23 protein-coding genes are annotated in these 24630 nt (G+C 40.2%); 7 read left to right on the forward strand and 16 right to left on the reverse strand.

Going from position 1 to position 24630, the window contains the following annotated elements:
• Window positions 1-218 precede the first annotated feature (218 nt).
• The 12 genes from lpxA to rimO form a co-directional block, all read right to left on the reverse strand.
• A complete protein-coding gene (lpxA, locus tag L6C30_RS12440; protein WP_019836491.1) occupies window positions 219-1007 on the reverse strand; it encodes an acyl-ACP--UDP-N-acetylglucosamine O-acyltransferase in 789 nt (262 codons plus the stop codon).
• Window positions 1004-1492, reverse strand: coding sequence for a 3-hydroxyacyl-ACP dehydratase FabZ (fabZ, locus tag L6C30_RS12445; RefSeq protein WP_004976697.1), 489 nt, complete (start codon window positions 1490-1492; stop codon window positions 1004-1006). Before fabZ ends, lpxA begins: the two co-directional genes overlap by 4 nt.
• 2 nt (window positions 1493-1494) lie before the next feature.
• On the reverse strand, window positions 1495-2565 hold the full coding sequence (gene lpxD / locus L6C30_RS12450) for a UDP-3-O-(3-hydroxymyristoyl)glucosamine N-acyltransferase (protein WP_236163199.1): 1071 nt from the start codon (window positions 2563-2565) through the stop codon (window positions 1495-1497).
• 3 nt (window positions 2566-2568) lie between these two features.
• On the reverse strand, window positions 2569-3069 hold the full coding sequence (locus L6C30_RS12455) for an OmpH family outer membrane protein (RefSeq protein WP_236163198.1): 501 nt from the start codon (window positions 3067-3069) through the stop codon (window positions 2569-2571).
• A 41-nt stretch (window positions 3070-3110) separates the two neighbouring features.
• Complete coding sequence (gene bamA, locus L6C30_RS12460; protein ID WP_236163197.1) at window positions 3111-5642, reverse strand: outer membrane protein assembly factor BamA; 2532 nt, start codon at window positions 5640-5642, stop codon at window positions 3111-3113.
• Window positions 5643-5684: 42 nt separating this feature from the next.
• Window positions 5685-7040 (reverse strand): RIP metalloprotease RseP, encoded by a 1356-nt coding sequence (rseP, locus tag L6C30_RS12465; RefSeq protein ID WP_236163196.1) that lies wholly within the window; start codon window positions 7038-7040, stop codon window positions 5685-5687.
• 3 nt (window positions 7041-7043) lie between these two features.
• Window positions 7044-8240 carry a 1-deoxy-D-xylulose-5-phosphate reductoisomerase gene (ispC, locus tag L6C30_RS12470; RefSeq protein ID WP_236163195.1) on the reverse strand — a complete coding sequence of 399 codons (1197 nt, stop codon included), beginning with the start codon at window positions 8238-8240 and terminating at the stop codon, window positions 7044-7046.
• Complete coding sequence (locus L6C30_RS12475; RefSeq protein ID WP_230244706.1) at window positions 8241-9065, reverse strand: phosphatidate cytidylyltransferase; 825 nt, start codon at window positions 9063-9065, stop codon at window positions 8241-8243.
• Window positions 9066-9068: 3 nt separating this feature from the next.
• Window positions 9069-9821, reverse strand: coding sequence for a polyprenyl diphosphate synthase (gene uppS, locus L6C30_RS12480; RefSeq protein ID WP_236163194.1), 753 nt, complete (start codon window positions 9819-9821; stop codon window positions 9069-9071).
• Between the two features lie 3 nt (window positions 9822-9824).
• A complete protein-coding gene (frr, locus tag L6C30_RS12485; protein ID WP_004976711.1) occupies window positions 9825-10379 on the reverse strand; it encodes a ribosome recycling factor in 555 nt (184 codons plus the stop codon).
• A gap of 88 nt (window positions 10380-10467) precedes the next feature.
• Window positions 10468-11196 (reverse strand): UMP kinase, encoded by a 729-nt coding sequence (pyrH, locus tag L6C30_RS12490; RefSeq protein ID WP_236163193.1) that lies wholly within the window; start codon window positions 11194-11196, stop codon window positions 10468-10470.
• A gap of 84 nt (window positions 11197-11280) precedes the next feature.
• Window positions 11281-12624: a 30S ribosomal protein S12 methylthiotransferase RimO gene (gene rimO / locus L6C30_RS12495; protein WP_230244691.1), complete on the reverse strand. Its 1344-nt coding sequence runs from the start codon at window positions 12622-12624 to the stop codon at window positions 11281-11283.
• A gap of 349 nt (window positions 12625-12973) precedes the next feature.
• On the opposite strand from rimO, the gene glnL reads away from it, so the two are divergent.
• Both glnL and glnG read left to right on the forward strand, forming a co-directional pair.
• On the forward strand, window positions 12974-14083 hold the full coding sequence (gene glnL, locus L6C30_RS12500) for a nitrogen regulation protein NR(II) (RefSeq protein WP_019836500.1): 1110 nt from the start codon (window positions 12974-12976) through the stop codon (window positions 14081-14083).
• Window positions 14070-15548, forward strand: a complete 1479-nt coding sequence (gene glnG / locus L6C30_RS12505; protein ID WP_019836501.1) for a nitrogen regulation protein NR(I) — start codon at window positions 14070-14072, stop codon at window positions 15546-15548. Before glnL ends, glnG begins: the two co-directional genes overlap by 14 nt.
• 109 nt (window positions 15549-15657) lie before the next feature.
• Here glnG and L6C30_RS12510 read toward each other — a convergent pair whose 3' ends face one another.
• Window positions 15658-15987 carry a hypothetical protein gene (locus L6C30_RS12510; RefSeq protein WP_019836502.1) on the reverse strand — a complete coding sequence of 110 codons (330 nt, stop codon included), beginning with the start codon at window positions 15985-15987 and terminating at the stop codon, window positions 15658-15660.
• Window positions 15988-16107: 120 nt separating this feature from the next.
• Here L6C30_RS12510 and L6C30_RS12515 point away from each other — a divergent pair, with 120 nt between their 5' ends.
• On the forward strand, window positions 16108-16554 hold the full coding sequence (locus tag L6C30_RS12515) for an HD domain-containing protein (protein ID WP_070154555.1): 447 nt from the start codon (window positions 16108-16110) through the stop codon (window positions 16552-16554).
• 56 nt (window positions 16555-16610) lie between these two features.
• Window positions 16611-17510 (forward strand): LysR substrate-binding domain-containing protein, encoded by a 900-nt coding sequence (locus L6C30_RS12520; RefSeq protein ID WP_236163192.1) that lies wholly within the window; start codon window positions 16611-16613, stop codon window positions 17508-17510.
• Between the two features lie 216 nt (window positions 17511-17726).
• On the opposite strand, the gene map is transcribed toward L6C30_RS12520, so the two are convergent.
• The gene (gene map / locus L6C30_RS12525) at window positions 17727-18521 is read right to left on the reverse strand and encodes a type I methionyl aminopeptidase (RefSeq protein WP_019836505.1); all 795 of its coding nucleotides are present in this window, start codon (window positions 18519-18521) and stop codon (window positions 17727-17729) included.
• Between the two features lie 352 nt (window positions 18522-18873).
• On the opposite strand from map, the gene brnQ reads away from it, so the two are divergent.
• Together brnQ and L6C30_RS12535 are read left to right on the forward strand one after the other, a co-directional pair.
• A complete protein-coding gene (gene brnQ, locus L6C30_RS12530; RefSeq protein ID WP_236163191.1) occupies window positions 18874-20166 on the forward strand; it encodes a branched-chain amino acid transport system II carrier protein in 1293 nt (430 codons plus the stop codon).
• A gap of 569 nt (window positions 20167-20735) precedes the next feature.
• Window positions 20736-20972 carry a hypothetical protein gene (locus L6C30_RS12535; RefSeq protein ID WP_236163190.1) on the forward strand — a complete coding sequence of 79 codons (237 nt, stop codon included), beginning with the start codon at window positions 20736-20738 and terminating at the stop codon, window positions 20970-20972.
• Window positions 20973-21136: 164 nt separating this feature from the next.
• On the opposite strand, the gene L6C30_RS12540 is transcribed toward L6C30_RS12535, so the two are convergent.
• On the reverse strand, window positions 21137-21589 hold the full coding sequence (locus tag L6C30_RS12540; protein ID WP_236163189.1) for a hypothetical protein: 453 nt from the start codon (window positions 21587-21589) through the stop codon (window positions 21137-21139).
• Between the two features lie 141 nt (window positions 21590-21730).
• Here L6C30_RS12540 and L6C30_RS12545 point away from each other — a divergent pair, with 141 nt between their 5' ends.
• Window positions 21731-22591 (forward strand): alpha/beta fold hydrolase, encoded by an 861-nt coding sequence (locus L6C30_RS12545; RefSeq protein ID WP_236163188.1) that lies wholly within the window; start codon window positions 21731-21733, stop codon window positions 22589-22591.
• A gap of 273 nt (window positions 22592-22864) precedes the next feature.
• On the opposite strand, the gene L6C30_RS12550 is transcribed toward L6C30_RS12545, so the two are convergent.
• Window positions 22865-24388, reverse strand: coding sequence for a TerC family protein (locus L6C30_RS12550; RefSeq protein WP_236163187.1), 1524 nt, complete (start codon window positions 24386-24388; stop codon window positions 22865-22867).
• Between the last annotated feature and the right edge of the window lie 242 nt (window positions 24389-24630).

Here is a 24630-nt window from a genome sequence, read left to right on the forward strand (position 1 = left end):
TGGATGTCTGATGATTTGTAGTCATAAATTTAAGTCCCCACTTGTTTCTAAGTGGGGACTAAATTAAGGCTTATAGGATGAATTCAGAAGGTGTGTTCAGCGGACGCTTACTATCCAAAGTCTGAAGAAGCAAGATTTTTAAAATAAGCCAATAAAAAAAGACATCCGAGGATGTCTTTTAATATTCTGAAGCTTGCCGTATTCGGTAAACTCAAACCTTAACGCACAATACCACGTTCAGATTGTTCTAAAGAATCAATTAAACGCTGCGCTTCTGCCACATTTGGCAAAATATCACTGCGAATTTGCTGAATGGCTTGCTCAGTGGTTAATCCAGATTTGTAAATGAGTTTAAAGGCTTCACGAAGACCTTGAATCACATCCTTCGACCAGCCTTTACGACGCATTCCTTCCACATTCATTGCAAATGCATGTGCAGGATTACCAGAAACCATGACATACGCAGGCACATCTTTAAGAATAAGCGATGCACCACCAATCATGCTATAAGAGTCAATTTTACAGAATTGGTGAATACCAGAGTTTCCACCGACAACCACATAATCCCCAACATGCACATGACCTGCCACACCCACGTTATTGGCAAAAATATTGTGATCACCCACCATACAGTCATGTGCGATATGTGTATTGACCATAAGTAAGTTGTGACTACCAATTTTGGTCAGGCTATTGTCTTGCACCGTACCACGATGCAAACTGCAGTGTTCACGAATTTTGTTGTGATCACCAATTTCTAGCCAAGTTTCCTCACCTGCATATTTTAAGTCCTGACAGACCTCACCTACGCTGGCGAACTGGAAAATTTCATTGTGCTGACCAATACGGGTGTAACCACCAATCACCACATGCGAATGAAGTTTTGTACCCTCACCAATCGTTACATTTGGGCCAATAATACAGTATGGACCAATCGTGACATCTGAAGCGATTACTGCAGATGAGTCAATAATAGCGGTTGGGTGAATGAGTGGGTTATTGCTCATGCTTGCTCTGTTTTCTGATGCGAAACCATAATTTCCGCGGTTGCTGCGACGACGCCATCAACGGTGGCGATACAATTATATTTGTAAATGCCTCGTTTTTGCATAACTAATTCAGATTTTAATACAAGTTGATCGCCTGCAACGACTTGTTTTTTAAATCGAACTTTTTCTGCGCCTGCAAAAAGGAACAAAGAACCTGCGCTCGGTTTCTCATTATTCATGATAAAACCTAAAATACCCGACACTTGTGCCATCGCTTCAACGATTAAAACACCTGGCATGATCGGATAATTCGGGAAGTGTCCTTGCAAGAATTCTTCATTGATAGATACGTTTTTATAACCCACGATACCGTTATCAGTGACTTCTACAATGCGGTCTACCAATAAAAACGGATAGCGATGGGGTAAATATTCACGAATGGTTTGAATGTGCATTGGCAATTCAGGTTTAGTGAAGGTGCTAGAATTCGACTCAGTCATCATAATTATTTACGCAATTTAAAAGTTGATTCAAGGGACTCAATTTGAGATTGCATATCATCAAGTCTTTTCACCAATTCGGTCAATGGCACATCTGCTAATTGTCTGAGGCGCACAACAGTACGTTTCCACTTTTGATTTTCAAACAAGCCTATACCTGACGAATATTTTCCTGATTCAGAAATATTATTTGTGACCATTGACATTCCTGTCAAAGTCACATTATCAGCAATATTTAAGTGCCCTGAAATTGCACTTCCACCACCAATGATACAGTTTTTGCCAATTGTCACACTTCCAGCCACGGCTGTTTTTGCTGCTATGGCCGTATGAGCACCTAATTTGACGTTATGCGCGATTTGCACAAGGTTATCAATAATGACACCATCTTCCAAAATTGTATCATTTAGCGCACCACGATCTACGCTGCAATTCGAGCCAATACGAACATCATTACCAATAATCACAGAACCCAATTGCGCAATTCTGTGCCATTTACCTTGATAAGGCGCAAAACCAAAGCCTTCACCACCAATTACAGTATTGGCATGTATACGCACGCGATCCCCAAGTTTGGCTTCCCCTGTTAATGTCACGTGTGAATCAATAAAACACTGTTGACCAATTTCGACAAAGTCATCAATTTTACAATGCGATTGCACAATCGTATTAGCACCCACCACACAGTTTTCACCAATCACCACATAGTGACCAATATAGGCACTATCGGCAATCATGGCAGATGGATGAATTTGTGCAGTGCTTTCAATGCCACGTTGAGTATGTTTGCGCTCAAACACATGAGTCAGTATTGCAAAAGCCAAATACGGGTTATCCACCACAATAAAGTTATGATGGTTGTCTAACTCAGCTTGCAGTTGAGCGGTCACAATAAAAGCCCCCGCTTGGGAGTTACGTGCTTGTGCTAAATACTTATCGCCATTTACGAATGTAAGTTGGTCTGCTTGAGCAGACTCAAGGCTTGCCAAACCTTGCAAACGTAAATCGGCTTGTCCAATACATTGACCTTGAACTAAACCAGCAATTTCTTCTAAGCTATAATAGTGGGAACTCATTGATTATTTAAGTGCGTTGACCTTTTGGATCATTTTATCAGTTAAATCATACTTCGGGTCATAGGCAAGTGCTGAGTTTTTATTCAAAACCACATCCAAACCATTTTCTTTACGCAATTGTTCAGCAACTTGCTTTAAACGAGTTTCAAAACCGTCGTTAATTTTGTGCAATTCTGACTGGACACGGGTTTGTACAGTTTGTTGCAAACTATTAAATTCTTTCAATTTGGCTTGAAACTGTGTATTCATTTTTTGCTTTTCAGCGTCTGATAAATTCGTAGCCTGCTGCGCGCGTTGCTGCATGGTTTCTAATTCTTTTGTCAGTTGCTCAAGCTTAGTGGTTTGTGGTTTGACCGACTGCTGCAAAGCCAGATTTTGCTGTTTGAGATAACTGCTATTTTCTACAACACGCTCTAAACTTACTACACCATAGCCTGCAGCATGTGTCACTGTAGCCAGTGTAGATAAACCAAACAATGCCAAACTCAATATTGTTTTTTTCATATGCTACATCCTGTGTTTAAACGATCCAACATGGATCGTACTTAGAAAGTACGACCAATTTCGAATTGGATATTTTTAGTGTCATCGCCATCTTTATCATTCAACGGATACGCATAGCTGAGTGACAATGGACCAATCATGGTAATCCAGGTAAAGCCTACACCCACGCTATAACGCATCTCACCGAAGTCGAAGCCGAAGTTGTCTTTACAATATTGCTTCGCATCCATACTCTCGTTGTTTGCACCTAGATAGACATTTCCTTTTGGTACATCACATTGTGTATCAAAAACTTGTGCGCCTTCTGCAAAAATCACTGGACGAACTTGGCGTGTCCAATCTCCTTTAAATGGTACTGGTAAAGCCAGCTCTGTACCAAACTGTACTAGAGCATTACCACCCACTTCTTCAGGATCTGAATCATACTGTTGCTGGTTATTTGCATTTACGCTTGGATATTTAGGACCTAAGGTACTGTTGTCATAACCACGAACCGAACCATAACCACCTGCATAGAAGTTCTTATAGAACGGTAAATCATTACCAAAACCCAACTTACCATAGCCACGCAAGACAAAGTCTTTACCCAATGGGAAGTAAGCCTGTGCATCATAGGTCATTTTTTGGAATTCTACATCGCTACCTGGTAAGGCAATTTCAGCATTTACACGATGCGACATACCATTGGTTGGGAAAATCGGACGGTTTAAGGTGTTATATGACCAGCCTAAATTTAGGTTATAAGTAAGGAAATCACCTTCAAACTTATTAGGAACATCTTCATTCAGAATACCATCACATTCTGTTCTTTCTATCCCCAACTCAGGCTTGCTAGGGTCTTTATAGATAGTTTTCCAACTCCCTAAACATACATCTGACGTATTAGTATGTTTTCCACCATTCGCTTTTAAAAAATCACGAACATACGTTGAAACCCACTCACCAGTAGTTACTTTTGTATTATCAATATTTAAACCTGCACTAATGCTTTGGTTTTCATCAATTGGGTAACCGAAGTTAATGCCACCACCAAAACTGTCTGTCACATAGTTATTAACGTTATAGTCATCATCTAGTTTGGTTTTACGGTAGTACATGTTGTAACCACGACGCACACCATCAATTGTGAAGTATGGGTCTGTCACACTGAGGTTATAGTAATCCTGCGTTTCAGAACGTGATAAATCAATCGAAACTGCGTTACCTGTACCCAAAAAGTTGGTTTGGCTTAAACCCGCTTGGAATGTCACACCACCGCTTTGCGAGAAACCTACCGCCAAAGTACTGGTACCTGAGTGCTGTTCTTCTACATTAACATTTAAGTCAATTTGGTCAGGCACGTTGGGAATACGCACTGGCTTAACATCAACAGTTTTAAAGAAACCTGTACGTTCTAAACGGACTTTAGATAAGTCGATTTTTTCATTACTTGCCAATGCGCCTTCCATTTGACGCATTTCACGACGGAGCACTTCATCGGCAGTTTTACTGTTACCTGCGAAGTTAATACGACGTACTGTAACTTGCTGACCTGGGTTAATGTAGTAGTTTAAATCGACTAGTTTCGTTTCTTTGTCAATTTGCGGCACAATATTGACTTCGGCATAGTAATAGCCTGCATTGCCATATTTACGCAGCAACAATTGTTTCACCGCATTCACTTTTTCTTGTGAATAGGTTTCACCATCTTTATAAATTTGCAGTGCGGTCAGTTCTTCTGGTTTGTATAAAGCATCACCCAAAAACTTGCTTTCGCCGAACTTAAATTGCTCGCCTTCATCCACCGAAACTTCAACAAAGATATGCTTTTTGTCTTCACTCAAATTCAAGCTAGAGTTGGTGATATTGAAGTTGATATAACCTTTATTCAGATATAACGCACGCAATGCTTCCAAGCTTGCTGCCATTTTTTCGCGTGCATAGCGGTCATTACGGGTAACAATCGAACTCCAGCTACTTTCTTTAACTGCAAACGCTTGCTTAATGTCGCTCTCTTTAAATACCGTATTGCCAATAATGTTGATATCTACCACTTTGGCAGCTTTGCCTTCAACAAATTCTACGGTTAAATCTACACGGTTATTTGGGCGTGCTGTAGTAATGACGCGTACATCTGCATCATAACGACCTTGCTGCATATACTGCTGTTCAAGCTCAGATTCTAAAGTTTGTAGTGCAGACTTTTTCAGCACTTCACCTTCAGCAACCCCCATTTTCTTTAAACCATCTTCCAATGCTTCTTTTGGAATAAGTTTGTTGCCTTTAAATTCAACCTTAGAAATGATTGGGCGCTCAACCACTTTAAACACTAAAGTGTCCGCTTCGCGACTGGCCTGAATGTCATCAAACAAACCTGTAGCATAGAGTGAGCGAATCGCATTGGCCAACACTGCTTCATTGACACGATCACCACTACTGATTGGAATCATTCCATAGACATTGGCTGGCGTTAAACGAACAAGACCATCTATTTTTATATCTCGTGCTATAAATTCATCTGCTGCATATACTTGTTGTGTTGCCGCCATTGCACTAACCAGTGCCAAGGGCATAAATAAATGTGTGTGCTGCATGCCAGTCTTTTCCAGTGTTAAAATTATTTCGTATCTACGTTGTTACAAACGCATAATGTCATTAAATAATGCGAGGAACATCATACTTCCAAGCAGTACCATACCAATTTTTAAACCAACTAATTGTATTTGTTCAGAAACAGGTTTTCCACGAATCAGCTCGATAAAATAATAAACTAAATGCCCGCCATCCAACATTGGAATGGGCAATAAATTTAGAATTCCTAAGCTTACGCTCATAAGTGCCATAAAGGAAATAAAAGTTTGCCACCCCATTTCCGCACTTTGCCCTGCGACTTTGGCAATAGTAATTGGGCCAGATAAGTTATCTAAACCAATTAAACCACGCACCATTTTGACAATAGAATTCAAAATCATGCTAGACAGCTGACCTGTTTTATCTACCGCCATCAATAAAGCTTCACTCGGGCTATATTGAATGGTTTGCTTATAATCTTCTGGAATAACAATTTTCCCAGGATCACTTTGCACACCCAACACCCCCGAAACATTGCCCATATTGTCACGTTTGCCTTGCGGCATAACTTCCAGTTGCTGCACTTGATTGTTACGCAGCACATCTACTTTCAATAGTTTTTCTGGCGATGCCTGAACCACTTGCACAACATCGTACCAGTCATTCATTTTGACGCCATCAATCGCGATAATTTGATCGCCGACTTGCATACCTTGACGAATGGCCGCACCATCTTCACTTAACTTACTAACAATTGCAGGAATTTGTGGGCGATACGGTGTAAAACCCAAGACATCTAAAGGTGATTGGGATTGATCATTTAAGAAATTTTGAATGGGTAAGCTAAATGTTTTGATTTCACCTGCGCGTTCCGCCTGTACCTGAATCTTGCCTGATTCACCTACACGATCTACCAAGGCAAAGTTCAGCTTTTCCCATGTCGTCACAGGCGTACCATCAATGGCGGTAATCTTATCACCTACTTGCATTTGCGCTGCCGCCGCAGGTGTATCTGCCAGTACCTTACCCACACGGGTATTCAACTGTTCTTGAGAGGGTAAAAATAATACCCAGAACAATAATATGGCAAAAATCAGGTTGATTAACGGACCTGCTGCCACAATCGCAATACGTTTCCACGGATGCTGACGATTAAAGGCATAAGGTAGGTCTGCTTCTGCAACGTTTTCTTCGCGTTCATCAAGCATTTTGACATAGCCACCCAAAGGCAGTGCCGAAATCTGATATTGAATCCCCGATTTTTTAGACGTCCATTTTAAAATGGTTGGGCCAAAGCCTATGGAATACACCAAAACTTTGACGCCTAATTTACGTGCAACAAAGTAGTGCCCAAACTCATGAATTGCAATTAAAGGTCCTAGCAAAAGAATCGCTGCAACCACAATAAATAAGGCACTCATGCTTTAGCTTCCTTTATTCAACACAAAATGCTGTGCAACAATACGGGCATTTTGGTCTGCCTGTAAAATCAGTTCAATACTTTCTGCGGCTGAATTTTGTATTTGGTTCAAGGTATGCTCAACCACTGTCGCAATTTCGGTAAAACGAATTTTATGCTGCAAGAATGCTGCAACTGCAATTTCATTTGCTGCATTTAAAATAGCAGGCGCCAGACCACCTTCTTGCATCGCTTGACGTGCCAGACTTAACGCAGGAAAACGTGTGGTATCAGGTGCTTGAAAGTCAAGCTGATGATTGACAAACAAATCTAAAGGCGGAACATGCGTTTGAATACGCTGCGGCCATGCCAAAGCATGCGCAATTGGCGTACACATATCAGGATTACCCATTTGTGCCAAAGTTGAACCATCCACATATTGAACCATGGAATGAATAATACTCTGTGGATGCACCACAACTGTAACAAAGTGTTCTGAAATTGCAAAAAGATGACACGCTTCGATTAATTCCAAACCTTTATTCATTAAGGTCGCAGAATCTACCGAAATTTTTTGTCCCATAGACCAGTTTGGATGTTTGCAGGCTTGTGCAGGGGTAACGTGTTGCAGTTCTTCTAGGCTATGATTTAAAAATGGTCCACCAGAAGCAGTCAGTAAAATTTGTGATACACCTAGCTGAGGTTCTCCATTTCTTTCGGTTTGTAAATAATGTTCAGGCAAACATTGAAAAATCGCGTTATGTTCAGAATCTACAGGCAATAACAAAGCACCATGTTCACGTGCCGCCTGCATCATGATGTCGCCCGACATCACCAAGGCTTCTTTATTGGCCAATAACACGCGCTTACCCGCTTTAACCGCAGCCAGTGTAGGTAATAAACCTGCCGCACCGACAATGGCTGCCATTACCACATCCACTTCAGGATGTTCGGCAACTGCGATTAAACCCGCCTCATCACTTAAAATTTCAATCCCTGAAATGTGTTGCTGTGCAAGTAACTGCTGCAATTCATCAACCTTTGCCGCAGGTACAACCACAATTTTAGGATGATACTGTTTGCATATTTGAACCAGTTCTTGAATTCGGCTATGTGCCGTCATGGCAAAAACTGAATACTGCTCAGGATGTTGTTGCAGTACTTTTAGGGTGCTTTGTCCAATTGAACCTGTCACACCCAAGATACAAACAGCTTGTGACATTTATAAATCTACGCCAATAAGTTTTAAAACATACATACCTGCAGCAAAAATTGGAGCTGCGGCAAGTAAAGAATCAATCCGATCTAGCACACCACCATGACCTGGCAAAACTCGCCCAGAGTCTTTAATACCTGCACGGCGCTTAATCATGGATTCAAATAAATCGCCCAATACTGAGCTAAATACCGTAAATACCGAAAGAATCAAAAATAAAATATGTTGTGCCAAAGTTAGGTCCAAATACACCACTTCGACAACAATCACAATTAGCATGGCAGTAAACACACCGCCATATAAGCCTTCTACTGACTTATTTGGACTGACATTTGGTGCAAGTTTTTTCTTGCCTAGTTTGCGCCCAACAAAATAAGCACCCGAGTCTGCACCCCAAACCAACAAAAACAGGTACATTAACCACCACGGTGAACTGTTCCATACGGAAAAAATTGCAGTTACTGCAGCAGAAATCAAAATAAAACCAATAAAGCTTAAGCTTGGGTTATACCATGCATCGTATTCTGGGTAAGACTTGACCCAATAAATGCTGAGTAACCATGTCAAAATAGAAGCTGCCCAAAGTAACAAGGCAATATCACTAAAATAAAGTGCCATTGCTGCCAAAGCGGCAGTCAATAGACCAAAACCCCAAGCCACAGGCTTGAGGACGTATTTCGTTTTTCTTGGCATGAGTTTAAACCACTCATAGCCTGCAACCCCTGCTGCAACAATCATCAGCATAAACATTGGATAGTGCGACTGAGTTGCAAACATGCAACTCAAAACCACAGCAACCAATACCAATGCGGTAATAATCCGCTCTAACATGTATTAATTCTCAATTTTCTCTTGTTGAATTTGCTCAGAAGTTTTACCAAAACGGCGTTCACGACCACCAAATACTGCTAGTGCATCGTCAAATTCTTCTATGCTAAATTCAGGCCACAAGGTTTGGGTAAAATACAATTCAGCATACGCAGCTTGCCAAAGTAAAAAGTTGGACAATCTAAAATCGCCACCTGTACGAATCAACAGATCGACAGGTGGTAGGTCTGCCAGACTGACATATTGACCAAAAAGTTGTGTATCTATCTGTTCAATATCAATTTTATGCGACACAACATCTGCTGCAATTTGTTTTGCAGCTTGTGCCATATCCCACATACCACCATAACTAATAGCAATTGTGAGTGTCATGCTGTTGAAATTAGCAGTCCTTTGTTCGGCATGCAACATTAACTCACGCAAATGCGGCGACAAACGTGAACGGTCACCAATAAAACGTAAGGCAATATTGAATTTTTCCATGCGTGGTAATTGCTCATGAATTGTGGTTTCCAGCAATTGCATGAGTAAATCCACTTCAAACTGCGGACGATTCCAGTTTTCACTCGAAAAAGCAAAAACGGTTAAAGCTTGAATGTGTTTTTTTCTACAATGTTCAACAATCGGGTCAAGTACATCTTTACCAGAGCGATGTCCTTCCCCTTTTTGCATTTGATTTTTTTTTGCAAAACGATTGTTGCCATCCATAATGATGGCAACATGTTTTGGCAAAGACGCGCTGTCTTCCGATTTGGTCATTGATTAGACCTTCATCAACTCAGCTTCTTTTGCAGCAAGACGCTTGTCTACTTCTGCAACGTATTTGTCTGTGATTTTTTGAATGTCATCTGCTGCACGACGTTCATCATCTTCAGAAATTTCTTTTTCTTTCAATAATGCTTTGATGTCGCCCAATACATCACGACGGATGTTACGAATGGCAACTTTGGCATTTTCTGCTTCAGAACGCGCAACTTTTTGCATGTCACGACGGGTTTCTTCAGTCAATGCTGCAAGCGGTACACGAATTGCATCGGCTGTAATTGGGTTTAAACCCAAATCTGACTCACGAATTGCTTTATCAATTGCAGACACCATTGAACGCTCAAATGGCTGAACCAATAAGGTGCGTGAATCTTCTACACCAATGTTGGCTACTTGGTTAAGTGGCACATCGGAACCGTAGTAAGAAACCATCACACCATTTAAAATTGATGGATGTGCACGACCTGTACGTACTTTGGCAAAACCATGTTCTAAAGACTCTAAAGTCTTGCTCATACGTTCTTCGCTGTCTTTTTTAAGATCGTTAATCATAAGATCTTCCTTACTGTATTCTAAAATTTGAGTCAAAATATAGGGTTAAATTAGACCGTAGTATAAAGAGCTTTGTGGCTCACGTACATTAGTTCGTAACGTGAGTTCCTTCTTTTTCGCCCATCACTACAGAAAGCAAAGCACCTGCTTTATTCATATCAAAAACTTGCAACGGCACATTGTGGTCGCGGCATAAGCAAATTGCGGTTAAATCCATCACACCTAATTTTTCATCTAAAACTTGGTCAAAGCTAAGTGTGTCGTATTTCACCGCATCTTCGTATTTACTTGGATCTTTGTTATACACGCCATCAACTTTGGTCGCTTTTAAAATCAAGTTAGCTTCAATTTCGATACCACGTAAACACGCTGCAGTATCTGTGGTGAAGAATGGATTGCCTGTACCCGCAACAAATACGCACACTTCACCTTGCGTCAGGTGGCGAATCGCATCACGGCTTGAGTATGACTCAACCACTGTACCAATAGGCAATGCCGACATTAAACGGGTCTTGATGTTACGGCGCACCAAAGCATCACGCATGGCTAAACCATTCATCACCGTTGCTAACATCCCCATTTGGTCGCCTGTTACACGGCCAACCAAACCATCTTTTTGTAATTGGCTGCCGCGGTATAAGTTACCACCACCGACAACAATACCCACTTCCACACCTAAACCAACCAAGTGTGCAATCGCCAAAGACATTTGATCGAGCACTTGCGCATCAATCCCCATGTCTTTATTACCCGCAAGCGCTTCACCCGATAGTTTCAACAAGATACGTGCATAACGTGGCTTTTTTGAATCTAACATTGTCATTACTCCAATTCTAAATTCTTAACTTTAATTTTTTACAATCTGTATGGCTTGTAGCTTGGAAGCCAAATCTGCAAAGCATTATGCAGATTTGACCTGAATCAGCTTGGCAAATAAGTCGTATTCATCGGCATCGGTGATTTCAACTTCAAGTAAATCACCTGCTTTAATCACGCTCTTGTCAATATCTTCTACAAAGACATTGCCATCAATTTCTGGCGCGTCTGCATAAGAACGTGCCACTGCAACTGGAAACTCTTCTTCCAAATCATCTACCAACACAGTCATGGTTTGACCAATACGTTTTTGCAGTTTAGCTGCTGAAATTTCTTGCTGCACCTGCATAAAACGCTCATAGCGTTCTTGCTTGACTTCTTCTGGAACATGATCAGGCAAATCATTTGCTGCCGCACCTTCAACAGGTGAGTATGTAAAACAACCCACGCGGTCTAATTGCGCTTCTTTTAGCCAATCAAGCAAAATTTGGAAATCTTCTTCAGTTTCGCCTGGGAAACCCACCACAAAGGTTGAGCGAATCACCAGCTCAGGGCATTTTTCACGCCAGAGTTTTAAACGCTCTAAGGTGTTTTCGCTGTGCGCAGGTCGCTTCATCAACTTTAATACTTTCGGGCTGGCATGTTGGAATGGAATATCCAAATAAGGCAAAATTTTACCTTGCGCCATTAGGTCAATCACAGCATCCACATGCGGATATGGATAGACATAGTGTAAGCGCACCCAAATACCCAATTGCCCTAAAGCTTCGCACATATCGTAGAATTTGGTTTTAACAGGCTGCCCATTCCAAAAGTCTAATTTGTATTTGGTATCTACACCGTAAGCAGAAGTATCTTGCGAAATCACCAATACTTCTTTTACGCCTGCACGTTTTAACGCCGCAGCTTCTTCTAACACCGAACCCACAGGACGCGAAACCAAATCGCCACGCATGCTTGGAATGATGCAGAAAGTACAGCGATGGTTACAACCTTCTGAAATTTTAAGATAGGCATAATGTTTAGGCGTCAAACGAATGCCTTGTTCAGGTACCAAATCAATAAATGGATTATGCTTTGGTGGCTCAGGAACATATTGATGCACCGCTTCCATCACGTCCTGATAAGCCGCTGCACCCGTAACTTTGAGTACATTCGGATGCATTTGACGAATTTTATCTTCATCTTTACCCAAGCAACCCGTCACAATGACACGACCATTGGCATTCATGGCTTCGCCAATCGCATCTAAAGACTCTTGTACTGCAGATTCAATAAAACCACATGTATTGACAACAACTAAGTCAGCACCTTCATAATCAGATGCGACATCATAACCTTCAGTTTTTAACTGAGTTAAAATTCGTTCGGAATCTACCAATGCCTTAGGACAACCTAAAGAAACAAAACCGACTTTGGGGGATTTCATAGAATCTGCACTCCACTAGAATGCGCGTATTGTATGACTTTTCTTTGCATAAAAATAGAGAAATAGCCGACTCTTTGCATAATGCACCAAAATACAACCATTCAGGCTAAATGATGTAAGTAATGCACCATTTTAATGCATTTTCATTTACAGTGTTTCAGTTCTCCGTTATATCTTAAAAATTCAGTCCAGTTCCTGCGCATTTTTCCGATTCTTCGGTGATGAATGCACTAAAAATGAAAAGTTGGCGTGCATTTTGCTTAATTCGCCTCAATTCGATCCTACTTTGGAACATGGCTGACATATGACAATGCCCTTGCACAATATTTCATACAGGAAGCATTCACGAATGGATCAGACCCAGCGCATTGACTACCGTCTTTTGGTGGATAACCTTAGCACTGCAATTTTACTGGTTGATCGTGACCTGAATATTTTTTATTTAAACTCATCTTGTGAAGCTTTATTTGATATCAGTTTAATTCGGGCTTCAGGGCAACCTGTTTTAAATTTGCTGCACACGCCTGATGATGAGTTCAATACTCAAGAGGCGTTTCTAAATACCATTAAAACAGGTCAGCCCTACACTCGCCGTGAAGCAACCATTAACGTCAATTTTAAAGACATTCATGTCGATTACACTGCATCACAGTTAAACGCAGGCAAGCCGTATCATCCACTTTTGCTAATTGAATTAAATCCGATTGATCGGATGCTCAAAATTTCCAAAGAAGAAAACTTTATTCAGCAGCATCAAGTCGCGCGTCAATTGATTCGTGGTGTAGCACATGAAATTAAAAACCCGCTTGCAGGAATTCGTGGTGCGACACAACTCTTAGCGCGAAGTTTAAATGACTCGAAGTATGATGAATTTACCGACATTATTATTAGCGAAGTGGATCGTTTAAGAAACTTAGCCGACACCATGCTCGGTTCACGCCAACTTCCAAGCTATGAACCGGTCAATATTCACGAGCCTTTAGAGCGGGTACGCAGCCTGATTGTCAATCAAACTAAAAACAAAATAAATATTATCCGCGACTATGACCTTTCTTTACCCGAAGTTATGGCAGACCGCGATCAATTGATTCAAGTCATGCTGAATATTTGTGCCAATGCAGTTCAAGCCATGACCGAACAACCTGATTTCTTTGTTGAGCATCGACCTGAATTAATTTTAAGAACCCGTATTCAACGCTTGGTCACCATTAATGGTGTGCTGAATCGTTCCACCGTACGTGTTGATATTGAAGATAACGGCCCAGGCGTACCTGAAGACATCTTAGAGTCTGTGTTTTATCCGTTAGTGACTGGACGCGCAAACGGTACAGGACTTGGTTTAAGCATCGCACAAAATATTATGCATCAACATAACGGAATGATTGAATGTCAATCTATTCCAGGAAAAACAGTATTTAGCTTATATTTACCTTGGGAGGCGAGTCATGTCGCGAAATAAAATTTGGGTGATTGATGATGACCGTGCAATGCGCTGGGTACTTGAAAAAACTTTTAGAGAAGAAGGTTTTGAAGTTACCAGTTTTGAAGAAGCACAGTCTGCACTAGATGAGTTAAACCAAGATGCACCCGATGTAATTTTGACCGACATTCGTATGCCTGGGATTGATGGTTTAACTTTTCTTGGCAAAGTCAAAACCAGTTATCCTGACTTACCTGTAATTATTATGACAGCACACTCCGATTTAGAATCGGCAGTATCTAGCTATCAAACTGGTGCATTTGAATACTTACCCAAGCCTTTTGATATTGATGAAGCACTTGCTTTAGTCAATCGTGCAATTTTACATATCACCAAATTACAACAACAAGAATCTGCAAAGTCTACAGTACAGCCAATTCAATCGACAGAAATTATTGGTGAATCACCTGCCATGCAGGAAGTGTTTCGTGCGATTGGTCGTTTATCTCAATCACACATTACTGTGCTCATTAATGGCGAATCAGGTACAGGGAAAGAATTGGTGGCGCATGCACTGCATCGCCACTCACCACGTAGCAGCAAACCTTTTATTGCCCTGAATATGGCTGCCATTCCTAAAGATTTGATTGAAACCGAACTTTTTGGACACGAAAAAGGGGCATTTACAGGTGCAAATACACAACGTCAGGGCCGTTTTGAACAAGCCAACGGCGGCACCCTGTTTTTAGATGAAATTGGCGATATGCCTTTTGAAACCCAAACCCGTTTATTGCGCGTATTGGCAGATGGTGAATTTTATCGGGTCGGTGGGCATATTCCTGTCAAAGTAGATGTGCGAATTGTCGCAGCAACGCATCAGGATTTGGAAAAACTGGTACAGGATGGACGTTTCCGTGAAGACTTATATCATCGTCTAAACGTTATTCGGATTCATATCCCTAAATTGGCGCATCGCAGTGAAGATATTCCAATGTTAGCACAGCACTTTTTGGCACGTGCAGGCAAAGAACTAGGTGTAAGTCCTAAAATATTACGTCCTGAAACAGTCGAGTATATGCAGCAATTGCCATGGCAAGGTAACGTGCGCCAACTGGAAAACACCTGTCGCTGGCTTACAGTAATGATTACAGGACGTGAAGTCTATCCTGAAGATTTACCAACTGAACTCAAGCAAATTCCTATTGAAAAATTAGCTGAGCATTCTGCGCTTCATGTGGCAGAACGGGTATCTATGCAGCATTGGGATGAATTACTTGGGCAATGGGCAGTACAAAAGCTAAAAAATGGCGAAATGAAACTTCTAGATATCGCAATTCCAATGTTTGAACGCACTTTGATTAATGCCGCACTACAACAAACCCGTGGACGTAAACGTCATGCCGCTGAGCTACTCGGTTGGGGCCGTAATACGTTAACGCGAAAACTCAAAGAGTTAGGAATGGACAGTGCTGACGATGAAATTGAAGAAGATATTGAGGGCTAAGCGCGAATCAAATATCTAAATCTGTTGGCAATTCATCATCACCATAGAGGGAAATTCAGCTGTTGAATTTCCCTCTTTTTTATATCTTTCATTCTCAAATGAAGTGCAATTAAGCAACGGTAAATCCGACATAGCGTGATAAACCTTGCACGCCTAAATCCGTTTTATAAATCATATATTGGGGATAGCGGCTCGAAGTCAGTTCTTGCCACATATCTAATTGATCATCATGTGCATGAATTTCATCGACGCTGCGTGGCATGCTTTGTTCAAACACATCTGAGGCATATTCAAAACCCAAATCCATTGCGACAAACAAAGTATGTTCACAAGGCTGAATATATTGTTCTTCTGCCCAGTCAATGACAGCATGTTGGCAATGTGGGCAAAGCAAATTTTCAGTTGCAGGCGTATTCAGTTCAATGAGTTGATATGGCATAGAGCAGTATCACCAATATAAAATAGATAAATAGGAAGTCTGTTTTGCATCATAACAAGCAATTTCTATATTTTGCGCTAAGTACAGCTTATAATCATAGAAAATTTTTTAATTGTACTTATGTCAACTCTAGAAAATGCAATTACACTTGCAGTACAACTACATGCAGGACAACTAGATAAAGGTGATCAGCCATATATTTTGCATCCCTTACGGGTAATGTTGCAGTTACAGCAGCCTGATCAGCAAATTGTCGCCGTCCTGCACGACATTCTTGAAGATACCCACACCACAGCACAAGACCTTCAAAATTTAGGATTTCAAACGCATATTATTCAAGCGATTCAGGCGCTCACCAAACTGCCACATGAAACTCGTGTCCAAGCGGCTATGCGTACTGCACAAAACCCGCTTGCGTGTGCCGTAAAAATTGCAGATGTGAAAGACAACATGAATTTAGCGCGGATTCCCAATCCTACAGCACGTGATTTAGCTCGTTTAGAAGAATACCGACAAGTTTTAGATATTCTGCAAAAAGCACAGCAACAAAGCATGATTAAAGATTGACAACATGCAACGATAAAACTTTAATTTAAGTATTGTTGCACAAATGGAATTTATTCATGCTTACAGATTTGGATGATTTTTATTGCTTTGCCCAAGTGGTCGAACACGGTGGATTTAGTGCAGCAGAACGCGCCACCGATATTCCAAAATCCAAACTTAGCCGACGCGTACACAACCTAGAAGAACGCTTAGGCGTACGCTTAATTCAACGCAGTTCACGTCATTTTGCAGTCACAGAAATTGGTATGAATGTGTATCGTCATGCGCAAGTGATGATGAATGCTGCCCAAGCCGCACACAATTTGGTCGATCATTTAAGCATTGAACCAAGGGGTGTGATTAAAGTCAGCTTACCTGTTTCAATTGCGCAAAATGAAATTGCCAAAATTTTGCCTGAATTTTTGAAAGCCTACCCTGAAATTAAAGTACAGCTAATTGTCAGCAACCGTCGTGTCGACATCGTCAACGAAGGGATTGATATTGCACTGCGTGTCCGCTCCAATCTAGACGATGATCCGAGTTTGGTGATTCGAAAATTCAGTAAAATCGAACAACATTTATTTGCCAGTCAAGCTTATTTAAACGAATTTGGTGATTTGAAAAAACCTGAAGATTTAAGTCAGCATAAAATTTTAAGCATGTCAGATGAGCATTTAGATCAATTCATGGTCGTACATAACCAACAGCAGCAACCAAAAAAAATTAAGGTCAATCCTACGGTTATGGGTTCAGACTTAATGATGTTGGCGCAATTGGCACGACAAAATTGCGGCATTGTGCTATTGCCTGACACTATTGTTGAAGATTATGTTGCGTCGGGTGAATTAGTTCGCGTTTTATCCGACTGGCATGCGCCTCACGGCATTTTCCACGTCGTCTACCCTTCACGCAGGGGTTTATTACCTGCTGTACGTGTATTTATTGACTATTTGGTCGAAAAACTGACCATTCGTTAGTACAGTGCCACAGGATTTCAGATACTCAACAGAAAAAAAAGCTTATCTAAGACAGATAAGCTTTGAAAATTACAATCTAAAATAAGAAAGTTAAAACAAAGAAACTACAGCAAGTATCTTTGAATTAAATTATAGGGATTGATTATTTTCTAACAAGGTGTTTAAAACTAAAGTCTAATGTTTATCTAGCAGTCTTAACTTGAAAGCATTCGCGTATCAAATTTCAGGATAACTCCCCGTACCTTCTGGCCACGGTGATAACACTTCAAAACCAGTATCAGTCACGGCAACCATGTGTTCCCATTGTGCAGAAAGCGATTGATCAGTAGTCACCACCGTCCAGCCGTCTTTCAGCTCTTTCACACGTGCTTTACCTGCATTCACCATCGGCTCAATGGTAAATACCATACCTTTTTCAAGCACCAAACCTTGTCCAGGCTGACCATAATGCAGCACACTTGGTTGTTCGTGATAGACCCTTCCAATACCATGTCCGCAATATTCACGAACAATGCTATAGCCTTCACGATGCGCCACACTTTGAATGGCATAGCCGATATCCCCCAAAGTCGCACCTGGTTTCACTGCATGAATGCCTGCATGCATCGCCTCATAAGTGGTATCCACCAGTTTTTTGGCTTCGGGTTTCACCTGTCCCACGTAGTACATACGACTGGTATCACCATAAAAACCATCTTTAATCACCGCCACATCAATATTAATGATGTCACCATCTTTAAGGACAGTTTTGGTTGATGGAATACCATGACAGACCACTTCATTCGGTGAAATACAGGTGGTTTTGGTATAACCGTGATAACCCACATTGGCAGGAATTACTTTTAGGGTATTTACTATATAATCGTGACACAAATCATCTAAATATGCTGTTGTGACACCCGGTTTGACATGTTCACCAATCATCTGTAAAACCTGAGCCGCCAAACGCCCCGAAATGCGTAATTTCTCGATATCTTGCTCTGATTTAATACTGACTCTAAGGGCGCGCATGATGAACTCCTAACCTGAAGCCTAAGATTATAGCCCTTTCAGCTTGTAAAATCCGCTTCAGTTGCCAAACATGTATCCATCTTCATGTAACCAACAGTTTTTGTTTAAAAACCAACCTTTTAAAATCGCAATTAAAACTCACACCAGATCAGCAAACCATATTATCGGGATCAGTTCTTTTTAAAAAGTATCTTAATAAACAGCAAGTTATCTAATTTTTTATATTGAAGATTACAACAGCAAAAACACACATACCATATAAACTATGAATACAACACGTAAAATCAATTAGAAAATTAGAGCTCGATCTACTAAAATCGCTTTCTTTTGTTTACACCTCATTTTCTCTCCCATGACGAATTTACGCACACGGGATACTATTGCCTTGGGTTTTATGACCTTTGCACTATTCATTGGTGCAGGTAATATTATTTTCCCGCCTATCGTGGCACAACAAGCGGGCGAACAGGTCTGGCTTGCTGCGCTCGGTTTTCTCATTACCGCCGTTGGCTTACCCGTGATTACCATTATGGCGTTGTCACGTGTTGAAGGTTCTATACAAATTTTAAGTTCGCCTTTAGGCAAAACCGCGAGCTTAATTTTAACAGTCATCTGTTATTTAGCAGTTGGTCCGCTTTTCGCCACGCCACGTACAGCAACAGTATCTTATGAAATTGGTTTTTCAGCCTATTTTGGCGATTCCACGAGCGCCTTATTCGTATATAGCTCCGTTTATTTTGCTTTGGTGATGCTGATTTCACTGTATCCACACAAAATTTTAGACACAGTGGGGTATGTGCTTTCTCCACTTAAAATTTTGTCATTACTCATTTTAGGCATCACTGCCTTTATTATTCCGACAGGTACAATTTCACCTGCAATTCACAATTATGTGAACAGTCCTGTATCTGAAGGCTTTATAAATGGTTATCTCACCATGGATACTTTAGGTGCATTGGTATTCGGCATTGTTATCATTAATGCGATTCGCTCACGCGGGGTGACTGACAAAAAACTCGTCACCCGCTATGCCGTTTGGGCAAGTTTAATTTCAGGGGTGGGTTTAACTTTAGTTTATCTGAGTCTATTTAAACTGGGAATGGGCAGTCATGATGTTGCAGCCAATGCCAGTAATGGTGCGATAATTTTACACGCCTATGTACAACATGCCTTTGGCGGATTTGGCTCGGTATTTTTAGCTGCAATGATTTTTATTGCCTGCTTGGTTACTGCGATTGGACTAACATGCGCATGTGCAGGATATTTTGAACAAATTACTAAAATTCACTACCGCCGTTGGGTATTTATTTTAGTGGGCTTTGCTTTTGTCATTTCTAACCTTGGACTCACCAAGCTGATTGCAGTTTCAGTGCCTATTTTAAGTGCGATTTATCCACCTGCAATTGTGGTCATTTTACTCAGCTTTTTTTGGGGATTGTTCCGTATTCCAACCCGTGTGATTGCACCAACTGCCGCAGTTGCATTGCTCTTTGGCATCATTGATGCGATGAAGGCCGCAGACTTAGCCAGATTTTTGCCAACCACACTGACCAATTTACCGCTGAGCGAACAAAACCTCGCTTGGTTGTTTCCTGCATTGCTGATTTTTGTATTCGCTGCAATACGTGATCAAATGAAAAAATAACCATTACGCATCTCGAGCTAGGCTATGTTTTCAAGTTGCGCTCTATTTTGAAGCTGCATTGTATTAAAGGCGTGTTTTATCCAAATACGAATTTAAGTTAGACAATAATTGTCAGGTTTTACCCAAACCCACACTTATTGTTTCTTTGACCAAAGCTGTCTTTTTTTACAATATATAAGCAAGGAACAGAACACATTCCATTAATCTTTAGGAATAATAAAGAATTGAAATTAAAATATTTTCAATAAAAAAATAAAACAATATGAATCATTCACCAATCTTAAACACATCTCAAATTAACGCTAAAGTCGTATAGTCGCCTTCAAAAATAGCTGGCATAAAATATGCAAGTACCATTGTAATGTTATTTATATGACTTAAAAAACGCGCTAATTTTTATTATTTTTTATATAAATGATAGTAAATAGTGATATTTCTTACAGAAATGATGTTTTTTATCAAAATATGATTATAAGGACTTGAAATAGTTTCCAAAATAAGGTAGAACAATATAACCAATCTGACTAAAACGCTCTGATTTTAGTAATTTATAATAAGGAGGGATGGAGATGTTTTCACATTTCAATACGCAAGTCTTCATTAACGCTCTGAAGGCTAACCACAATCTAGTTACTTTTTTAAGCACCACTTTTGCACTAATGCTGACCCTATTGCTACAAGGCTCAATTCAAGGCAATTTGAAACCAACCTATTTTTTATATGGCTTATTGGTATGTATAGCCTTTGCGATTTGGACATCTATTGACCAAAAGTTTCGTAAACATAAAAACGTAGAAATTCATTAATTTTTACCCGAACACCCATTCATTTTAGCTTTTTTTCACTTTCACTTTGCGGCAGATGGATCACTCCTCTGCCGCCAAACTCATCAAATAGATTCTACTCACCCCTTAACGGCAAACAACTCAGAATCTCCCCCCTAATAAAAAATTAAACTGAGCAATTAGAATTACAACAATCCATAGATTGCACCGAGCAATAACACACTAGTCCCACCCAATTCAGCGATAATTAATAACAGCATTACCAAACTCATGCACCAACTTGGTAATATCCATGCTGCAATTTTATGCGGTTGTTTAAATTGATTGGTGGTGTCTTTGAGCAATCCATGCAAGATATAACTCAGAATAGAAAAACTGAAAAATATTAAATTTAGAATGACACAAATTAAAATAATAGTCGTATCCCAAATACAAAAATAAGCCAAGACCGCTAAAATTAAACTCGCAGGCGCATATAACAAACTACTGCGATGTGCAATATCCACATAATAATGCGCACGCGCTTGGGCAGAAGCACGAATTTGCCAATATTTCCACACGCCTGTAAGCATCCCCACCCACAAAAATATGCCACTAAAGATAATCGCAAGGCGCACTGCCAAAGATAAACTTTCCATGTTGAACACTCTTTTTATTTTTCATGCGCTATTTAACTACACTCACAGACTACTCTGCTTGACTTTAGAGTCAGAATTAACGCAAGTTTCTTTTTAGAACTCGTGTAAATTAAATTTATTCTTATCATTTTTAAAAACATTATGAGCACTTTTGAAAGCTTAAATATTATTTGTGCAGATGGCTATACTCTAGCTGCCCGTTATTATCCAAATCAATATACGCAAGCACAGCGTCTACCTGTCTTGATTTGTCCCGCAACAGGCATTACCAAAAGTTTTTATCACGCTTTTGCCACATGGTTAAATGAACAAGGCTATGCTGTGCTGTGTTTTGATTTTCGTGGTATTGGTGATTCATTGCATGAACCATTAAAACAATGTCAAGCCAGCATTGTTGATTGGGGGCAGTTGGATATTCCTGCAGCAGTCAATACTTTACTGCAAAAAACACAAGCCGAACAGGTCGTTTTATTGGGACATAGTGCAGGCGGACAATTACTAGGGATTAATCCTGAATATCATAAAGTGGCAAAAGTAGTCGCTGTATCTGGCTCTACAGGCCACACAAAAGGTCTGAAAGGTCGTACTCGCCTACTAGCTCCAGTGATGTTTAATCTTATTTTCCCCCTTGCTAGAATTACACATGGTTATGGTCCAACCAATGCAATTGGTATGGGTGAAAACTTACCTAAAAATGTGGCTCGACAATGGGCACAATTTTGTAGCAAGCCTGGTTATGTGATCAATGCCGTTGGTAAAACAGTTACAGAGCATTATCACGATGACATTCGCTGCCCAATTACTTCTATTTGGAGTTCGGATGATGAAATTGCCACCAAAGCCAATGTACAAGATTTACTGCGTCTCTATCCTCAAGCACCGACCAGTATGATTGAACTCGAACCAGAGCGTTATCAACATAAAACCATTGGTCACATGGCAATGTTTAAAAAATCACATCAAAATTTATGGGATGTGATTGCAAATCAATTGGCAGTTTAATTTTCAGTGATGACGTCACCTACAAATTAGACATTTTGTGGTTTTAGTTTCTCGCTTTTTGTTTTTCTCTGTTTAAGCAACCAAATTTGTAATCCTGTTTAGTTGCTTCTTTTTATTCCATATTAAACGCTGCTCATGTTCAACTTTTAAAATCGAGATTTGTTGTTGATACAAATTTTCAGAATGGAATATCACCATCTTTTTATTGCGCCATAAAAAAAGCTCCACTATTTCAGCAGAGCTTTTTTAAATGATAGATTTTATGTTTGGCAATTAGCGTAATCGAATCAACACAGTTTTAATACGGTTGTCCTCAAGTTCTGTCACTTCAAAGTGCACACCTTGATAATCCAACTGCGTACCTACCTGAACTTCGCCTTGGGTTTTATCTAAAATCAACCCTGCGACACTAATATAACCTGCATCTTCTTCAATCAGATCCATCATACCCAATTCAAGTTCAAGCTGGTATAAATCCAACATACCTGTTGCTTTCCATTCATTGTCATTGATTTTAACCAAATCCAACTGCTCGTCTGCATCAGGGAATTCACCTGCAATCGCTTCAAACACATCCAGTGGCGAGATCAAACCTTGAACATTACCAAACTCATCACTGACTAAAACCAAAGAACCTTTAGAAGTACGCAACGTATTGATCGCATCAATCACTTTCATTTTTTCAAAAATGTAAATTGGACGCTGACGTTTAATTAAAGCTTTGAGCTCTTCTTCTTCATCTAAGACATCCAACAGCTCTTTTGCACGTACAATACTAATGACTTTATCTAAACTACCACGACACACTGGAAATAAGCTGTGTGGTACAGATAAAATCTGTTCACGAATTTGTTCAGGTGAATCTTCAATATTGACCCATGAAATTTGACTACGTGGCGTCATAATTGATGCGACTGAACGCTCTGCCAATGTTAAGACACCACCAATCATGTAGCGCTCTTCATCTGCAAACGCTTCTTGTGCTTCGTTATGCAAATCAGGGCTACTAGTTTCAACTCGACCACCCATCAATTTTAAAATTGAATCTGCAGTACGATGACGTAACGGAATTTTTGCTTCATGCTTGGCAGCATTGCGCTGACCAAATTGGTTAAATGCTTCAATTGCGATCGCAACACCAATACCCGAATAGATATAGCCTTTAGGAATATGAAAACCAAAACCTTCTGCAATTAAGCTGATACCAATTAACAATAAGAAGCTTAAACACAAAATCACCACTGTTGGATGACGGTTTACAAAAGCAGTTAATGGCTTAGATGCAAATAACATCACCAACATTGCAACCATCATCGCAACCATCATCACATAGATGTTGTCGACCATACCAATTGCGGTAATGACTGAGTCTAAAGAGAAAACTGCATCTAAAATAATAATTTGTACAACAACTGCGGTAAAACCTGCATAAACCACATTGGTCGTGACTTTGACTTCGGGTTTACCTTCCATCTTCTCATGCAGTTCTCCTACAGCCTTATAGACGAGGAACAAACCACCTCCCAAAAGAATAAGGTCACGCCCTGAGAAGGTTTTTTCAAATATGGTAATTAACGGTTCGGTTAAAGTAACCAACCAAGAGATTGCAAATAACAATCCTAAACGCATAAGCAACGCTAAAGATAAGCCAATGACACGGGCTTTATCACGCTGTTCTGGGGGTAATTTTTCTGCAAGAATTGCAATAAAGACTAGGTTATCAATACCTAATACGATTTCTAGAATAATAAGTGTAATTAAACCAACCCATATTCCCGGATCTAATAAAAACTCCATCAGTTCATATCTCCGAGATAGTTAGCAGAAATCGAAATATAAAGTAGACCTGCGCACGGCGACGGATCCATAAAAGTAACCTTTTTAGCAATAGATAGCTTAATTATGCACAATCTTGAACATTTGTAATTATATAGGACTTACGCACTATCATTTATAGATTCTCTGTGGTAGCAGATGATTTTTATCGAGAATAAAGTCATCAATGAAGTCTTTGATGATTGGTCTAAATAATTTCTTCT

It is taken from the genome of Acinetobacter sp. KAM396, from assembly GCF_021602765.1.
In the GTDB taxonomy this organism is placed as follows: domain Bacteria; phylum Pseudomonadota; class Gammaproteobacteria; order Pseudomonadales; family Moraxellaceae; genus Acinetobacter; species Acinetobacter towneri_A.

Bases quoted from the DNA above. Each gene is read 5' to 3' on its own strand.
- brnQ (WP_236163191.1), top strand. From the start codon at position 18,874: ATGACGAATTTACGCACACGGGATACTATTGCCTTGGGTTTTATGACC.
- L6C30_RS12545 (WP_236163188.1), top strand. From the start codon at position 21,731: ATGAGCACTTTTGAAAGCTTAAATATTATTTGTGCAGATGGCTATACT.
- lpxA (WP_019836491.1), bottom strand. From the start codon at position 1,007: ATGAGCAATAACCCACTCATTCACCCAACCGCTATTATTGACTCATCT.
- rimO (WP_230244691.1), bottom strand. From the start codon at position 12,624: ATGAAATCCCCCAAAGTCGGTTTTGTTTCTTTAGGTTGTCCTAAGGCA.
- ispC (WP_236163195.1), bottom strand. From the start codon at position 8,240: ATGTCACAAGCTGTTTGTATCTTGGGTGTGACAGGTTCAATTGGACAA.
- L6C30_RS12515 (WP_070154555.1), top strand. From the start codon at position 16,108: ATGTCAACTCTAGAAAATGCAATTACACTTGCAGTACAACTACATGCA.
- L6C30_RS12540 (WP_236163189.1), bottom strand. From the start codon at position 21,589: ATGGAAAGTTTATCTTTGGCAGTGCGCCTTGCGATTATCTTTAGTGGC.
- L6C30_RS12520 (WP_236163192.1), top strand. From the start codon at position 16,611: ATGCTTACAGATTTGGATGATTTTTATTGCTTTGCCCAAGTGGTCGAA.
- pyrH (WP_236163193.1), bottom strand. From the start codon at position 11,196: ATGTTAGATTCAAAAAAGCCACGTTATGCACGTATCTTGTTGAAACTA.
- L6C30_RS12475 (WP_230244706.1), bottom strand. From the start codon at position 9,065: ATGTTAGAGCGGATTATTACCGCATTGGTATTGGTTGCTGTGGTTTTG.
- glnG (WP_019836501.1), top strand. From the start codon at position 14,070: ATGTCGCGAAATAAAATTTGGGTGATTGATGATGACCGTGCAATGCGC.
- L6C30_RS12550 (WP_236163187.1), bottom strand. From the start codon at position 24,388: ATGGAGTTTTTATTAGATCCGGGAATATGGGTTGGTTTAATTACACTT.
- lpxD (WP_236163199.1), bottom strand. From the start codon at position 2,565: ATGAGTTCCCACTATTATAGCTTAGAAGAAATTGCTGGTTTAGTTCAA.
- rseP (WP_236163196.1), bottom strand. From the start codon at position 7,040: ATGAGTGCCTTATTTATTGTGGTTGCAGCGATTCTTTTGCTAGGACCT.
- uppS (WP_236163194.1), bottom strand. From the start codon at position 9,821: ATGACCAAATCGGAAGACAGCGCGTCTTTGCCAAAACATGTTGCCATC.
- fabZ (WP_004976697.1), bottom strand. From the start codon at position 1,492: ATGATGACTGAGTCGAATTCTAGCACCTTCACTAAACCTGAATTGCCA.
- L6C30_RS12510 (WP_019836502.1), bottom strand. From the start codon at position 15,987: ATGCCATATCAACTCATTGAACTGAATACGCCTGCAACTGAAAATTTG.
- L6C30_RS12455 (WP_236163198.1), bottom strand. From the start codon at position 3,069: ATGAAAAAAACAATATTGAGTTTGGCATTGTTTGGTTTATCTACACTG.
- frr (WP_004976711.1), bottom strand. From the start codon at position 10,379: ATGATTAACGATCTTAAAAAAGACAGCGAAGAACGTATGAGCAAGACT.
- bamA (WP_236163197.1), bottom strand. From the start codon at position 5,642: ATGCAGCACACACATTTATTTATGCCCTTGGCACTGGTTAGTGCAATG.
- map (WP_019836505.1), bottom strand. From the start codon at position 18,521: ATGCGCGCCCTTAGAGTCAGTATTAAATCAGAGCAAGATATCGAGAAA.
- glnL (WP_019836500.1), top strand. From the start codon at position 12,974: ATGGATCAGACCCAGCGCATTGACTACCGTCTTTTGGTGGATAACCTT.
- L6C30_RS12535 (WP_236163190.1), top strand. From the start codon at position 20,736: ATGTTTTCACATTTCAATACGCAAGTCTTCATTAACGCTCTGAAGGCT.